The organism is Anabaena subtropica FACHB-260, assembly GCF_014697105.1.
Lineage (GTDB): Bacteria > Cyanobacteriota > Cyanobacteriia > Cyanobacteriales > Nostocaceae > Trichormus > Trichormus subtropicus.
This window is the reverse complement of record NZ_JACJRF010000039.1, coordinates 1-15,164: the sequence shown is the minus strand read 5'-3', so window position 1 is coordinate 15,164 and position 15,164 is coordinate 1. Positions and strand designations below refer to the sequence as shown.

General features: G+C 40.3%; 13 protein-coding genes and 1 tRNA gene. 5 read left to right on the top strand and 9 right to left on the bottom strand.

Annotation, left to right across the window (positions count from 1 at the left end; all coding sequences use genetic code 11):
- The first annotated feature begins 76 nt into the window (after positions 1-76).
- From H6G18_RS18940 to H6G18_RS18930, 3 genes are all read left to right on the top strand, one after another.
- Positions 77-2,107, top strand: a complete 2,031-nt coding sequence (locus H6G18_RS18940; protein WP_190408651.1) for an FAD-dependent oxidoreductase — start codon at positions 77-79, stop codon at positions 2,105-2,107.
- Positions 2,108-2,239: 132 nt separating this feature from the next.
- Positions 2,240-2,566, top strand: a complete 327-nt coding sequence (clpS, locus tag H6G18_RS18935) for an ATP-dependent Clp protease adapter ClpS (RefSeq protein ID WP_190408650.1) — start codon at positions 2,240-2,242, stop codon at positions 2,564-2,566.
- A gap of 5 nt (positions 2,567-2,571) precedes the next feature.
- Complete coding sequence (locus H6G18_RS18930; RefSeq protein WP_190408649.1) at positions 2,572-2,898, top strand: DUF2103 domain-containing protein; 327 nt, start codon at positions 2,572-2,574, stop codon at positions 2,896-2,898.
- Between the two features lie 68 nt (positions 2,899-2,966).
- Here the strand turns inward: H6G18_RS18930 and H6G18_RS18925 are convergent, their stop codons facing one another.
- Both H6G18_RS18925 and H6G18_RS18920 read right to left on the bottom strand, forming a co-directional pair.
- A complete protein-coding gene (locus tag H6G18_RS18925) occupies positions 2,967-3,293 on the bottom strand; it encodes a hypothetical protein (protein WP_190408648.1) in 327 nt (108 codons plus the stop codon).
- Between the two features lie 276 nt (positions 3,294-3,569).
- Complete coding sequence (locus H6G18_RS18920) at positions 3,570-5,027, bottom strand: 1-acyl-sn-glycerol-3-phosphate acyltransferase (protein WP_190408647.1); 1,458 nt, start codon at positions 5,025-5,027, stop codon at positions 3,570-3,572.
- A gap of 136 nt (positions 5,028-5,163) precedes the next feature.
- Between H6G18_RS18920 and H6G18_RS18915 the strand changes: the two genes are divergently transcribed.
- Positions 5,164-5,799 (top strand): class I SAM-dependent methyltransferase, encoded by a 636-nt coding sequence (locus tag H6G18_RS18915; RefSeq protein WP_190408646.1) that lies wholly within the window; start codon positions 5,164-5,166, stop codon positions 5,797-5,799.
- A 6-nt stretch (positions 5,800-5,805) separates the two neighbouring features.
- Here the strand turns inward: H6G18_RS18915 and H6G18_RS18910 are convergent.
- A tRNA-Ala gene (locus tag H6G18_RS18910) sits at positions 5,806-5,878 on the bottom strand.
- A gap of 61 nt (positions 5,879-5,939) precedes the next feature.
- On the opposite strand from H6G18_RS18910, the gene trhO reads away from it, so the two are divergent.
- A complete protein-coding gene (gene trhO, locus H6G18_RS18905) occupies positions 5,940-6,845 on the top strand; it encodes an oxygen-dependent tRNA uridine(34) hydroxylase TrhO (RefSeq protein ID WP_190408645.1) in 906 nt (301 codons plus the stop codon).
- Between the two features lie 110 nt (positions 6,846-6,955).
- Here trhO and H6G18_RS18900 read toward each other — a convergent pair whose 3' ends face one another.
- The 6 genes from H6G18_RS18900 to H6G18_RS18875 all read right to left on the bottom strand — a co-directional run.
- Complete coding sequence (locus tag H6G18_RS18900) at positions 6,956-8,401, bottom strand: RecQ family ATP-dependent DNA helicase (RefSeq protein ID WP_190408644.1); 1,446 nt, start codon at positions 8,399-8,401, stop codon at positions 6,956-6,958.
- A 123-nt stretch (positions 8,402-8,524) separates the two neighbouring features.
- The gene (locus tag H6G18_RS18895; RefSeq protein ID WP_242040407.1) at positions 8,525-9,826 is read right to left on the bottom strand and encodes an MFS transporter; all 1,302 of its coding nucleotides are present in this window, start codon (positions 9,824-9,826) and stop codon (positions 8,525-8,527) included.
- Between the two features lie 44 nt (positions 9,827-9,870).
- Complete coding sequence (locus tag H6G18_RS18890; RefSeq protein ID WP_190408643.1) at positions 9,871-10,749, bottom strand: ferric iron reductase; 879 nt, start codon at positions 10,747-10,749, stop codon at positions 9,871-9,873.
- 69 nt (positions 10,750-10,818) lie between these two features.
- Positions 10,819-11,781 carry an iron-siderophore ABC transporter substrate-binding protein gene (locus H6G18_RS18885; RefSeq protein WP_313954445.1) on the bottom strand — a complete coding sequence of 321 codons (963 nt, stop codon included), beginning with the start codon at positions 11,779-11,781 and terminating at the stop codon, positions 10,819-10,821.
- Between the two features lie 144 nt (positions 11,782-11,925).
- A complete protein-coding gene (locus H6G18_RS18880) occupies positions 11,926-14,484 on the bottom strand; it encodes a TonB-dependent siderophore receptor (protein ID WP_190408641.1) in 2,559 nt (852 codons plus the stop codon).
- 264 nt (positions 14,485-14,748) lie between these two features.
- Positions 14,749-15,164 (bottom strand): IS630 family transposase (locus tag H6G18_RS18875; protein WP_190408640.1); only part of this gene is annotated, 416 nt, incomplete at its 5' end.

Here is a 15,164-nt window from a genome sequence, read left to right as displayed (position 1 = left end):
CTCAAACCTTGTAGAGAACCTTTAGAAGATGGTAACGTCTACAAGTTGGCAAAAGAGTAGAAAGAGTCCTCACATTATGAAGCGCAGACATCAAGTAGCCTGTCTCCAGACATCACTCATTAGTCTTAGCTTAATCTCTGGCTACCTTATACCCAATACTCCCATCGTTGCTGCACCACCGAGAACCCCAGATAAAACCGTCAATTGTGACATTTTAGTAGTGGGTGGTGGGCTTTCTGGTGTCGCTACAGCTTACGAAGGTTTACTAGCTGGTAGAAGGGTTTGCCTAACAGAAATTACTGATTGGTTGGGAGGACAAATTTCTTCTCAGGGAACCTCGGCTTTAGATGAACGACCAACCCAACGCCAACGCCAGTTCTATTCTCGCGGTTATTTGGAACTCCGTAACCGGATTGAGAGAAAATACGGACAACTCAACCCCGGAGATTGCTGGGTAAGTGACTCCTGTTTTTTACCCCGTGATGCCCATACTGTGATGGTGGAATTGCTCAAAGATGCAGAGAGAAGGGGTAGGGGTAAGTTGGAATGGTTCCCCAACACTGTAATTAAGGATTTAGAAATTTCTCAGGGTAAATTAATTAATAGCGCGATCGCTATCCAACATCAACCAGCTAAGGGCGCACCACCACTTAATACCTTTACCTTAGCGCAAACCATTGATGACGCTTATCGCTACAATAATTCATCTCGGCTTACTAAAACCATTATTCGCCTAGTCCCCCAACAAACTAAAGAAAATAGTCCCAAATGGTATGTTGTAGATGCCAGCGAAACTGGGGAAATTATCGCCCTGGCTGATGTACCATACCGTTTAGGCATAGATGCCCGTTCCTATCTAGAACCTTCTTCTTCCAGTACCAAAAATGACCCCTACTGTACCCAAGGGTTTACTTACACCTTTGCAATGGAGGCTACCAAGGAACCGCAACCGCAGAAAATGCCTCCAAATTATTTACAATATTCACCCTATTTCAGCTATGAATTGCCACGGTTAGCAGACTTTGGTTTAGTTTTTACCTACCGTCGCATCTGGAGTCCGACTAAGGGACAGCCTGTCACATTCAACGGCGTAAGATTTTCTGCGCCCACCCCAGGGGATATCTCCATGCAAAACTGGACTTGGGGTAACGATTATCGTCCTGGTACAGCCAAAGATAACCTAGTTTACACCCGCCAACAACTACAAGGTACAGGACAGTTAAAATCAGGTGGTTGGATGGGTGGACTACGCACCGAAAGTCTCCGCAAAGCTGAAGAAAAAGCCTTTTCCTACTATTTTTGGTTAGTAGCTGGAACCACAGATTCCCAACTAGGGGAAGGTGTCAAGCGTCCCCAAACCAATAACCGCTTTTTAGCCGGGTTAGATTCCCCAATGGGGACAGTACATGGTTTATCGAAATATCCTTATATGCGCGAAGGACGGCGCATCATCGGCCGTCCCAGTTGGGGACAACCCACAGGTTTTACTATTTGGGAAGTTGATATTTCCCGGCGGAATTACAATGATGAATACTATCGTAAGACCCTGCCAGCAGATATGTATCGTCAATTAAGGGCAACATTGGCAGGCTTAGAAGCTACATCAGTAATTTCTGGTCAAGTTTCCCCAGATAAAGCCATGCGGCGGACTCGTTCCACCATATTCCCCGATTCTGTAGGTATTGGTCACTACGCCATTGACTTTCATCCTTGCATGGAAAAAAGCCCACCAGAAGCACCAGGAAATAGAGAACGTCCTGGGGAAAGACGGGGTGCAGGGCAAGCATATCCTTTCCAAATTGCGCTTAGGGCAATGATTCCCCAAAAAATTGATAACTTGATAGTAGGTGGTAAAAGTATAGCCACTAGTCACATTGCAGCCGCCGCCTATCGGGTACACTCCTTTGAATGGTCTGTCGGTGCGGCGGCGGGAACTGTAGCGGCTTTCTCCTTACAAAATGGAGTCGCACCTTACCAATTAGTAGACGATTTACCCAAACCAGAACCCCAACTGCAAGTGCTGAAACGTTTATTAGAAAAAAATGGTAATCCTACAGCGTTTCCTGATACTTCCATATTTAACCAAAATTGGGAAGATTGGCGGTAGTTGTTCAACAGTCAATAGTCAATAGTCATTAGTTCGGTTGTTACTGTGGACTTTTGACCCTGGACTGTTGACTTTAGACTAAACTAATTAGTTGTAGTGTAGTTTTGTCAAATTTCTCTGGTTAACTGTTCTATGGTTACAAAACTTTCAACAGTTGTTTACGCCATGAGTACAGCACCAACTGTAACTCCTGAACGGACTAATCAAACAGTCAGCAAACCTTATCCAAATTACAAGGTAATTGTGTTAAATGATGACTTTAATACTTTTCAACACGTCGCTGAGTGTTTGATGAAGTATATTCCTGGTATGACTGGTGATTTAGCTTGGGATCTGACTAATCAAGTTCATTATGAGGGACAAGCGATCGTTTGGGTAGGGCCGCAGGAACCAGCAGAATTGTATCACCAACAATTGCGCCGGGCTGGACTGACAATGGCTCCACTAGAGGCGGCTTAATTATCATGGGTAAACCCAAGGGCGACCACCAAAAGGCTGTTTCTCGCAAAGATGGTAGATTAGTTTGGAATCATTCCACCCATATTCCTGGTCTTATCCCAATTTTGGAACGTCTGTGTCAGCAAGATGGCATTCAAACCATTACGCCAGGGGTCATTGGCAGGGTTAGAGGCCATTGCCCAAAAATGCAGCTACGTGTATCTGTACCTATTCGTGGTGGTTATAAAATCATTGCCCGCCAGGGTAAGACAGTGCAAGAGGTGTTTATTCTCACACCTCTTGCTCAAGATAAACTGGAAGAAATGATTGCGATGGCATCCGGCCGGGCGTAGCCCATCGCTATAAAGTCTGTAGTCCATAGTCCAAAGCAACAAACCAACTAATGACTATTGACCAATGACTACTCCTGAATTTCTTGACGCACCGCAAATCTATGTAGTGGCAGACTCAATATACAAGAAAAAGTTAAAAAATAGGACAAAGCCGTAGTTATTTTCAATGTCATCATCATAGGTTCGTAGTTAGGAAAAACTATCTTTTCCAGACCAAACGCCACACAATAAACGAGCCAGTAACTAAAGCTCATTCTAAACAAAATTTTTTCTGTTTCTTCACGTTCATCATTCTTGGTATTTTTGCTATCCCACAGGAGTATCAAGCCAATAATACAAGCTACAAAGGAAACAGCAACTACAAACCCATGACACAAGAAATTAACTCCGTGCATCTGTATTCATCCCAATTTTTGCCATTAGAATTCAGTCTAGAGGAATATTCCTTTAGACCATACAAAATAGTAACAAACTGCAATATAACGCCATGCTTTTTGTTAACAAATGCAAAGATAAATATATTAGTTTAATTAAGCGAATAAATATTTAATTAATATTAATTTTATAGCTCTTTCTATGAATTTTTGTTTACTGAAATGCAATACAAGTCATGAAGCCATTTCAGAAAATCTCTCTGTTTCTCTATGCTTCTGTGGTAAAAAAATTAGTCATTAGTCATCAGTTATTATCTTCTGTAACTGATCTTCTGCACAGGTTTCATCAATCAAGCTTTCTAAAGCTGTCTGTAAATCTTGAGTTAAATTACGTACAGCCCTTTTAGCCGCTTGGCGGTTATCACGCACCTTTTCCCAACGTTCCGAGACAGAAATTGGCTCACCTACTTTAATCAATGGTTGACGCAAACCTAACCTTGGTCGTCCGGGGAGGGTTGATTCTTGGATGCGGGAAAGCATATCAAACATCAGCAAAGCTGTCTCGGCAAATCTGTCCGCGCTGTGTTTTTCTTGAATATAAGTAGCATTGACAGCCACAAAACTTTCTACCAAACGCATATGCTGTATTCGTAAGTCTGCTTCTTGGGCTACCCAGTCTGCGAGTCCACGCTTAAAGGGAGGTAAGGTCTTGATATCTGGTAAGTCGTCTCTGTATATATAATTCCAACTGGCCTCTTCTAAACGGCGACAACGGTCAATAAAATTACCTTGTGCGGGGATGCCGAAATACTGCTCGGAAACGTGTAATGCTTTATCTAATAAACGATGCAGTCTGGTAATTAACACCTGATTCGGAGTAGCAGATGCTTCAGTTGTGATGGTTGTGGGGATATCTTGATGATAGAAGCGGCGGTAAAATTCTTCCATCTCTGTGATTAAATATTCACCCAGGCGACAAATGCGTTGATAGTAAATCTCCGGGTGATTTTTTGCAGACTCAGCAACTGATTGAACTGGTAAACCGCTATCAGCTTCTAATTTACTTAACAACCAATCTAGTTTTGACCAAGGCGGCGTAACGTAGTGATACTGAATAGATACAGGCACAATAACAACAGTTTCACTGCGGTTGGCTTTTTGCAAGTCTTCCACACACCAGAACCCCAGTTGGGACACACCAGGTTCTAGAGGGCTGACAATACCACTGTGACCATTATTGCCGCCCTCTGGTGCAACGGCGATCGGGAATTGAGCGTTAGCAAATAAATCTCGCGCTGTTTGAATGGCTTGCTTATCTAAGCGCCGACCACGACGAACCGGCACACCGCCCAACTGAGAAAACAACCAACCCAACCAATTCCCAGCCCATATCGTCATTCCTCGGTCATAGACAAAATGACTGTGAATTGGGTATTGCAACTCGATACCTTTTTGACGCGCCACTTGTGGAACAATACGAGAAATAAAGTACAGCATACACAGGGGGTCTTCTACTTCTGGGTGGCGAAATGCCATTAAAAGACGAATCTTCCCGGCTTGGAATTGTTGATAGAGTTCTGCTAATACCTCGGCATTTTCCGCTTCAATGTTGACGATACCAGCCGGGAGCCAAGGACGAGTGCGAAAACGTAACACAATGGGTAGTAACCATTGCATTAGCCTCAGTATCACTAGGTTAAAACTGTAGGGAATAAATTTTAGTGGGGGTTGGGTAGAGTTAATTGATTTAGGCAAGTGATGCTCCCGGTTGTGTTGTTGACAATGAATACCTAATTGATTTTGCCACTTTATCAAAACAGGCGATCGCTCACCTCTGGTGGGGCGTAGCCCATCGCTGTTAACTTAATTATTAGTCACGCTACACAGCCAGATGAATACACCACAAGACGCTCGAAAATACGCACCAGCAACACAACGCAACCGCGAACCTATATTAGAAGTGCTTTTACAAGTGTTGCCTGCCAGTGGCACTATTTTAGAAGTAGCAAGTGGTACTGGTGAACACGCCATATTTTTTGCTCCCCGCCTGAATCCACGGAAATGGCTACCATCTGACCAAAATTCTGAATTACGAGCCAGTATAGCTGCATGGACAGCACAATTTCCCACCGATAATCTTTATCCACCATTAGAACTTGATGCTAGTCAGCCGATTTGGTCAGTGGAGAAGGATGCAAGATTTGATGAATCCGCCATTGTCGCCATCGTCAACATTAATATGATTCACATTTCGCCTTGGTCAGCCTGTTTAGGACTTATGGCAGGTGCTGGGCGAATTCTGCCACCAGGGGGTATTCTTTATCTGTACGGCCCTTATAAACAAGAGGGAGAGCATACAGCGCCAAGTAATGCAGCTTTCGACGAATCATTACGCTCCCAAAACCCAGAGTGGGGTGTACGTAACCTGGAAGATGTTGTAGCAGCAGCTAAACAACAAAATCTCAACCTGCAAAGAACTTATCAAATGCCTGCAAACAACCTTTCAGTAGTGTTTCAACGCTCTTAATAAAAGTGGAGGTTAGCGGACTCGAACCGCTGACATCCTGCTTGCAAAGCAGGCGCTCTACCAACTGAGCTAAACCCCCGTAAAATTAAATTTAGTAGACGTAATCATCATATACCGAATATTATACTTTTGACAAAGGGATGAACCAAGAAAATACGCAAATTGTTGCCGCATTTTATAAATTTGTGAGTTTGCCGGATTTTGCCGAGAAACAAGATTCCCTGTTGTCTTACTGTTTAAGCCAAGGTATTAAGGGAACGATTCTTTTAGCGAAAGAAGGAATCAATGGGACTATTGCGGGTTCTCGTCAAGGAATTGACGCTGTTTTCTCTTATCTGCGTTCTGACCTTCGATTACAAGACTTAGAACACAAAGAATCCACAGCAGACACCCCACCCTTTGAGCGTATGAAGGTGAGGTTGAAACGAGAAATTGTCACTTTGGGTTTACCGGAAGTTGACCCTAATGAACAAGTGGGTACTTATGTGACTCCGCAAGAATGGAATGAGTTGATTTCTGACCCAGAAGTTACAGTCATTGACACCCGCAACGATTACGAAGTACATATTGGCACTTTCAAAAGGGCGCGAAATCCGCAAACCGATACATTTAGGGATTTTCCCGAATATGTGCGGCAAAATCTTGACCCCAATAAACACAAAAAAGTTGCCATGTTTTGTACTGGTGGTATTCGCTGCGAAAAAGCCTCATCTTTCATGTTGTCCCAAGGTTTTGCAGAGGTCTATCATCTTAAAGGCGGTATACTCAAATATTTAGAAGAAGTCCCGCCTGAGGACAGCTTATGGGAAGGAGAATGTTTTGTCTTTGATGAACGCATAGCCGTAGGTCATGGACTAGAAGCGGGAAGTCACGAGTTATGTTTCTGTTGTGGACATCCACTGTCTGAAGACGATAAGACATCTCCTCAGTATGAAGAAGGTATTTCTTGCCCTCACTGTTTCAATCGTCTCACGGAGGAGAAAAGGGTACGTCAGCAGGAAAAATGGCGACAGTATCAACTAAAAATGCAACGGGAAAGTCAATAGTCATTGGTACAGTAAACCTAATACAGCACAGCGTAAATAATCCATCCATTCCAAACCAATGAAACGCTTAAGCTGTATTAATTTTGAATTCAGTAGTCCCTAAAGTTCAACTATGAATGGCAGTTATCACAATGTCCACAATGCCAGTTAGTAGCTTCTTGAGTAAAACCAAAAGCATTTAATAAAAATTGCCAGCGACACTGTTTAGTATTTAAATATTGAGTCATTTGTTTGGTAGCCTGCAATTGTGTTGATGGCTGGTTGTTTGTCTTGTGTACAATTTTGTAATGGAAGGGGTCTAGCCAGTTTAATTGACCACTGCTGTGGAGTAAAGCTAAAGCGATCGCACCATCAGGAAATTCTTTGCTGACTGTGTTAACGTTACCTTGTTGTGGTAGCCTTTTGATTAGTTGTTGGGCTGTTTGTTGTTGCGATCGCATTTTTGCTTGAAAAAACTGCTGTCTTTGTTTATCCTCTGAATCTAACCATCCCGTAGGTTCACTCACCAATGTCAGCGCCTCGGCTGGTTTACCATCCCGTCCCGCACGACCAATTTCTTGCACATATTCAGATAATAGGTGTGGTGCGTGATAGTGGACTACCCAGCGCACATCTGGCTTGTTAATCCCCATTCCAAAAGCACAGGTACATACCACAAAGGGGATTTTCCCACCTAACCAGCTAGCTTCGACTTCCCGGCGTTCTGCTGCACCTAACCCCGCATGATAAATAGCTGTGGCGTAACCCATTTGTGATAACCATGCAGCTAAATCCTCACTATCTCGCCTTGTCCGAACATAAATTAATCCCGCTTGTTGGGGTCGATTTTGAATAAATTTAACTAATTGCTGTTTCCTCCCCCTTGGAGTCCAAGCAATACAAACACTGGGATGTAAATTAGGGCGGTAAGGATTAAGGCGAAAAATTTCTGGCTGTTGTAATTGTAAAACTGTTTGTATAGTTTTTTGCGCTATGGGGTCAGCCGTAGCTGTAAATGCAGCGATGCTAATTTTGGTTCCTGGTGGTTTATGTTTGAGTAATGCCGGTCTGATTGCGCCTAATCTGCGGTAAGCTGGGCGAAATGTTTCACCCCACTGCACTAAACAATGGGCTTCATCTAAGATTAAGCCATTGATTTGCAGTTGTGGCTGACATAATCTTTCCCAAACTGGTGGACTTAATAAAGTTTCCGGAGATAAATATAATAATCTTAGCTGTTGTTCTTCTAAGGCTTGCAGAGTTTTACGGCGTTGAAATGTTGATAATTCACTATGTAATAGTGCCGCTTTTTGCTGGCATTGGACTAATTCTTGTACTTGATTTTCCATTAATGCTACCAATGGAGAAACTACTAAGGTCACACCTGTTTGTAGCAATGCAGGTAGTTGAAAACAAATTGATTTTCCGCCCCCTGTGGGCATGATTACAAGTGCATCTTTCTGTGATATTAAACTGCTGACAATTTCTCCCTGTGGTGGACGGAAATCTTCATAACCCCAAATTTTTTGAAAAGCTGCGCGGACTTCTTTCCAAGATTTTGTTTTGTGAGAATTCATGAAAGTAATAGATGCACTATGTTTGAATGTACACTCTAGTACTTAACTATTGGTTCAGTAATTTTCTCAGATATTTGTATATTTATTTATTCTAAGATAAGTTAAACAATGCTATGAGATCATTTAGTCATAATCTGGAACAATTTTCTCTAAATCTTGTAGCGCTTTGATAGAAAATCCCACCAAACCAACTAGTAACATACATACTGCACAAATTACATATAGGAGGGCTATACCTGCACCACTCCCGAATGATCTGCCAAGAATACTAACGAAGATACCACCTGATTGTAAGGCTGGTGTAAAAACTTGATCTGCCAATGGGCCTGCTATTAAATAGCCTACCGCAGAAGCGATCTGTAAAAGTAGCGATCGCGCGGCAAAAACCCTTCCTTGCACATTAGGAGGTACTTTTGCTAACCAAATAGAAGTATCCGAACTGCCATTCAAAGGGAAATTAAAAGAAGAACAAAATTGCGCCGGAATCCAAACCCAAGGTGTTCTACCCAAACCAAAGACAATTTTACTGATACCTGCACCCATCATCCCCAATAAAACGCCTTTAATTTTCCGTTTAAAACCGCCCCAAGTGCTAACAACTATCGCCCCTGTCACACCACCAAAACCAGCCGCAGCAGCCAAGCTACCTAGCACTAAAGTATTGTTATTAGTGCGCGATAAAATCATGGGCGAGTAAAGGGAATCTCCAATATCATGGGGTAGCCAAAATAATACATTAACTATTAGCAATGCCAGCAAATTTTTGTGAGTAGTGATATAACGCCAACCCAATCCCAAATCTTGCCAAATGTTGGCTATGTTTTCGTTTTTTGTGGTTGGTATTGGTTGAGGAATACTCACAAATAATAAGCTCCCTATTGCTACCATAAACGTCGAAATATCAATCAACCAAATTCCTAAAAAACCAATGACTGTGTAAAGATACCCCGCCAAAGCAGGTGCAATAATATTACTACCATAACCAGATAAAAATTCTAAACTACTAGCGCGGGTATAGTGCTGCTTAGGAATCATCAGTGATACTGATGCTGAGTACGCCAAAGATTGAAATTGATTGAAAGTTCCGACAATCGCGCCTGTTAAATAAAAGTGCCAGATTTGTAAATTATTGGTGAGATGCAACAACAAAATTACAATTGTGCTAATGACCGCAACTGTATCACCCACCATCATTAAAAATTTGCGGTTAAATCTGTCTACAATTACACCACTAATCGGGGTAATAATAATACTTGGTAGCAAACTAAAAAAACTTACCAGAGTCAGAGTTGTGGCTTTACCTGTAATTTCCCATGCCCAAATTTCAATCGCAAAGCCGGTCATGTTGCTACCAATGGTAGAAACTAATTGACCAAGCCAAACGATAAAAAAATTACGCATACTGACTGGATTTGGTTGTTGCATTTTTATGTGAAGGGAATGGGGAATTTTTCGGTATTAGTATGATCTCACTCAACTTCTTTCATATATTGCTTTATTTGGGCAATTCGTTCCTGTGGTTTTAATAAAGGACAGTTTGTACATTTCTCATCAAATGGAGGAATGAAAGCATATAAACAACAGGTAAGACGGACTGTAGTTGTAGCTGGTAAATCGGGTTCGTTGAGTTGTTCAATAAGTACCAAGTTATAAAGAGGATTGCGTCCCGGCATAACTAAACTGTAGGGTTGTTTATACAAGACGGAATAATCTGTTTGAATTGCTTCTGAATTTGTACATTTACTGATTTCAGCAAACAGTCCTTCTGAAGCGTTCACCGCATTACCCCACATAGTTTTTTTGGAGAGTTTAGTTAAGTGATGAACGCGGTTTATCATGAGTGCAAAATTGCGTTGGAATAAGTTAGTAAATACACTTTGGTGTAGGACTTCTACGCTATTTACTATTTTTCCACGATAATCTTCGGGAATGGGAATAGGTAATCTCTGAGGATAAATTACAGTAGCACTTAGATCATGAACCCATAGCGCTTTGAGTTCACCGTCTTCTAAAACAAAACTTACATTATCAAGCCTTGCATCTAAACCGACACCAGCCCAAGTCATCAAAGCCAAAACACCAGGTAATGTTTTCCAACTATAAATTTTGTTCCAGATAGATGCTGCAATGCGAATATCTTGACTTTTTTGGTATATCTCACTAGTTTTTATCTGCGATAAAAGTCTATCTGGTTGTAGATAATCATTTAATGAAATTACCTCAGCACCATCAGGAGGCTGAGTCAAAATAATGCAATCTGTATAGAAATTATCCAAACGACTTTGAGCAAGATTAAATATTTCTTCTAAAAAATTGAGCAATTCTATTTTAGCTATTTCTTGAATCATTGGTGTGTTTACCTATAATTAATTGTTTGAGTAATTACTTAATTATTCAAGCAAATTATCAAATTAAATTTAATTTTTCGGGATATCTGAGTCTACTAATAAATATTTTACTAGGTCATCTAATATGGCATTAGCCGACAAGATATTTCCAAAAATCCAGTAGCCTGAATCAACTGTGTATACTCGATTATTCTTTACTACATTAAGTGTGTGCCAGAGAGGACTATTCTGATATTTTTGAAAGTTCTCTTTCGCACCAGGGTCTAGTGCTATAAACATTGCATCTGACTCTAATAAGTCTACACGTTCTAAACTAACATTGTTATAACTGACATTAGGTGTATTACCGCTAACTTGAATTTGTTCCAGAGGAATAGATAAATTTAATTCATATAAAATACTTACAGGAAATGATAATTTATTCATAAATTGAGTAAATTGGAGAGTTGTGTAAAATCTCATTACAGAAATTTTTATATTACCCAGTTTTTGAGCGAAATCAAATTTTAACTTTTTAACTCTTTCTTGATATTCCGCAAGCATTTGTGTTGCTAATTGAGTTTTATCAACTACATTAGCGAATTGTAAGAAAGTTTTCTTCCAATTCCTTTCCGTAAAATCAATGGAAACAGTTGGTGCTATTTGAGAAAATAATTGATAATTATGAGGACTGATAGTAAATCCTACAATTAAATCTGGATTCAACTTGATAACTTTTTCAAGGTTCAGAGAACTTTCTTTGCCTAAATCAATAATTACATCAATTTTGTCTTTCAATATAGGTGTTTTGTTACCTACCCGATTGGCTGTTGTTGTTGCGATTGGTTTTAAACCTAAAGCGACTAATATTTCTAAACTCTCTTGGTCAGTTACAATTATGCGTTTAGGATGAAAAGGTATACAACTTTCCCCTAATTCATGCTTAACTGTTCGACATTCTGCTGTGAATAAATTAGATTTTGGTGAGTAGGTTGTGTCGGGAGAAAAGCTATAACAACCCTTAATAAATACAACAGACAGAATGGCTACCAAAAATAATCTGGTGTGATACGACCATTTACTAAACATTGTCTGGCTGTGCTATTGGGACATGATACAGCCCTAATATGATTTAAGGGCTGCAATTCGGCTTAATTCGTAATCAAAAATAACTATGCTGTATGAGCAATTTGTAAATTAAAATTGCCAACCCAAAGTAAATTTTACAGTACGAGGTGCGCCAGGAAAAACACGAAGTAGGCTTTCACTTGTTTCAAAATAGTCATTATCAAACAAATTTTGGATATTCAAAGCAGCACGCAGATTATTTCTGCGGTAAAACAAAGCTGCATCTGTTCTTAAGTAACTTGGTAAACTAAATTGATTTTCTAAATTTCCCTGTCTTTCTCCTACATAAAAAAGTCCCAAACCAAAGCCTAAACCTTGTAGATTTCCTTGTTGAAGTTCGTAGGTAGTCCACAAGCTAAAGGCGTGTTCTGGTACATTGTTAATGCGGTTTCCTTCGGGAATAGTATTGTCTTGGGATACTATTGCATCGGTATAAGCATAACCACCAATTATTTTCCATCCAGGTAAAATTTCACCTGTGATATCTAATTCAATACCCCTACTTCTTTGTTCGCCTGTTTGAATCGAAGAATTTCCACTGGGATCTCTCAAATCAGTAGTAGTAACATTTGAGCGTGTAATTTGGTATAAAGCAAGAGTAGAAGAAAGATTATTTGTCCAATCTACTTTCATCCCCACTTCATACTGAGTTCCCCGTTCTGGTTCAAATAGCCTATTGTCGAAATTTGTTCCTGTAACCTGTTCAAATGAACGGCTATAGTTAGCATATAGAGACACTACTTGACTTGGTTGATAGACAATACCAACACGAGGACTAAATGCTTCATCTTGTTGGAAAGATGTGGTTTCTCCTAGTGAGTTTTCTAATTCCTGTGTGACAATATCAAATCTTCCACCTAAAACCAATTTCAAATTTTCTGATAAAGAAATTTGGTCTTGTATATAAATTCCTAAACCTTCTGATATTGTAGGTTCATCAGAAAATTCTTCAAGAATTGCGCCAAGGCTGTCACGCCGATAAATGGGATTGAAAATATCTATAGTGTCAAGCGATCGCAAGGAATTTAATCCTTCATCATAAGAGACATTTCTTGATAAATCGATGCCAAACAATAGTTTATGCTCAATACTGCCTGTTTTGAAATTTCCTACAATATTTGTATCTAAACTGTAGGTTTGTTGGGCAAATTCAGCAATAAATACACCTCGTTCAAGGGTGCGATTATCATCTAAAAGTGCTGAGGGAAACAAAGAATTTTGTGACACACTCAGGTAAGAGAAATTAAAGTTATTACGGAATTGCCAATTTTCGCTGAAACGATGCTCAAAATTGTAACCAACTCGGAGAAATTGACGATTATTTTTATCAATTTCATCAAAAGGCTCACCAATAAAACGATTAATTGGTAATCTACCATTAGGGTTAGGTAAGACTGTACCACGAGCAGGTAAACCCCGGTCATTGGGTTGTTTTTGGTCTGAATACTCTGCTTCTAAAGTTAATTCAGTATTCTGTCCTATCAACCAAGTGAGGCTGGGAGCAATAAAGTAACGCTCTCTCTCAAAAAAATCAACAAATGTATCGGTTGTAGATGCAGCTGCGTTTAACCGATATAAAACAGTTTTTTCTTCATTTAATGGCCCTGTAATATCTATAGAGCCGCCGTAGGTGTCAAAACTACCTATGGTTGCTTCAATAGAATAAAAAGGAGTGCTTTGGGGTTTTTTCGTGACAATATTAATCGTCCCTCCAGCGCCTCCTTGTCCAAATAGAACCGATGCTGGCCCTCGCAAAACTTCTATCTGTTCAATGTTCTCAGTATTAATATTACTGGTGATGTTAGTATCATCTCTTAGTCCATTACGAATGATATTACGGTTACTAAAACCACGAATAGTAAATCCTTCAAAAGCAGAACGTTCTGAGTTATCAGCTATCACACCTGGCGAATTTTTTAACGCTTCATTCAAACGCCTGACTTGTTGATCTTGCAGGACTTGTTGAGGAATTACCTGAATTGCTTGGGGTACATCACGCAGGGGGGTATCTGTTTTTGTGGCGGTACTGGCTGTAGGTATTCGATAACTGTCCCTATCCCCTGTGACAACTAATTCAATAGGTTCATCAGTTTGAGTTGTTGATTGTTCTGGTGGTGTTTCACTTGCTGGTTGTTCTGGTTGCTGTGTCGCTGAAGCTACAGGCGCAAGGGTAAAAATTAAACCTTCTTCACTATCAAATAATTCTGCTGTTGGTAAACCCGCCTCACCCGTCACTGTTACCCGGACGGTAGCTGCATCAACTTGAGTGACATTTACAGATAAAATTCCCTTGACTGGATTAGTAATGCTAAAATCTTTACCTTCAGGCAGTGCTAAAACTGCGTTAGAAATATCTGCAATATAATTATTTTCTACACTTTTAGGGACAGGTTTTAGTGCTTCTGGGTTCGCACTTTCTAAAATAACTTCAATACCTTTATCTGTAGTATTGACTTTTACACCTGTAACTTGTACAGATGAAACATCACTCTGTTGCACCAGTAATAACTTTGCTGCGCTAATAGAATGATGTGATTTAGTTTCTGCAATAGCTGGTTGTACTAGCAATGATACAAATGCTAACACTATCCCTGCTGAGATAATCTCTTGCGATCGCCTTAACTCCATACCCCTCACTCCACAAAAACAAGCTCAATATTGCAAATAATTCGCAAATGACTGTGGAAAAAGTTTATGTAATTTACGAGGTGTAAGTCTATATAGTAGACGGAGAGTTTTGAACCATAGCGGGAGAGTATGATTAATTTCTGACATGAACCTGCAAGTAAGCAGCAAGTAGTTCATAACAAAATTCGGCAGTGGGGAGCAGGAATTTTCTTGATACTCCACAGTTGACAGACTTTCATGAGTCCATCAATAAGTTATACCAATTCAAAAAATGTTTGCGACAGATAGGGCATTAAGGATGAAGTCATAACCAGTCAAAGAAGCAGCAATTTCAGGAGTCAGTTTAGCCAGAAGTTGAGCAACTTGAGTTCGCAGATGCTCCAGGTTGTCAAATAGCTCCCATTTCAAGTCTTGCTTGAGATATTCCCAAACGCGCTCTATGGGATTGAGTTCTGGAGAATGAGCAGGCTGGAACAAAAGAACAATATTCTCTGGAATTTGTAAACGTTTAGCTTTATGAAATAAACCGTTATCAACTTGGAGAACGTTAAGTGATTTGGGATAACAGGCAGCGAACTCGTTCAAAAATTGTTGGTAGCATTCGGTATCGACATGAGAAAACTGCCAAAATAAACTTTCTCCTGTGAGTGGTTCAACTGCCCCGTATAGCCAGAACGCTT

Coding starts and splice junctions, on each gene's coding strand:
- H6G18_RS18890 (WP_190408643.1), bottom strand. CDS start 10,749: ATGATTCAAGAAATAGCTAAAATAGAATTGCTCAATTTTTTAGAAGAA.
- H6G18_RS18930 (WP_190408649.1), top strand. CDS start 2,572: ATGGGTAAACCCAAGGGCGACCACCAAAAGGCTGTTTCTCGCAAAGAT.
- H6G18_RS18925 (WP_190408648.1), bottom strand. CDS start 3,293: ATGCACGGAGTTAATTTCTTGTGTCATGGGTTTGTAGTTGCTGTTTCC.
- trhO (WP_190408645.1), top strand. CDS start 5,940: ATGAACCAAGAAAATACGCAAATTGTTGCCGCATTTTATAAATTTGTG.
- H6G18_RS18900 (WP_190408644.1), bottom strand. CDS start 8,401: ATGAATTCTCACAAAACAAAATCTTGGAAAGAAGTCCGCGCAGCTTTT.
- clpS (WP_190408650.1), top strand. CDS start 2,240: ATGGTTACAAAACTTTCAACAGTTGTTTACGCCATGAGTACAGCACCA.
- H6G18_RS18915 (WP_190408646.1), top strand. CDS start 5,164: ATGAATACACCACAAGACGCTCGAAAATACGCACCAGCAACACAACGC.
- H6G18_RS18880 (WP_190408641.1), bottom strand. CDS start 14,484: ATGGAGTTAAGGCGATCGCAAGAGATTATCTCAGCAGGGATAGTGTTA.
- H6G18_RS18895 (WP_242040407.1), bottom strand. CDS start 9,826: ATGCAACAACCAAATCCAGTCAGTATGCGTAATTTTTTTATCGTTTGG.
- H6G18_RS18940 (WP_190408651.1), top strand. CDS start 77: ATGAAGCGCAGACATCAAGTAGCCTGTCTCCAGACATCACTCATTAGT.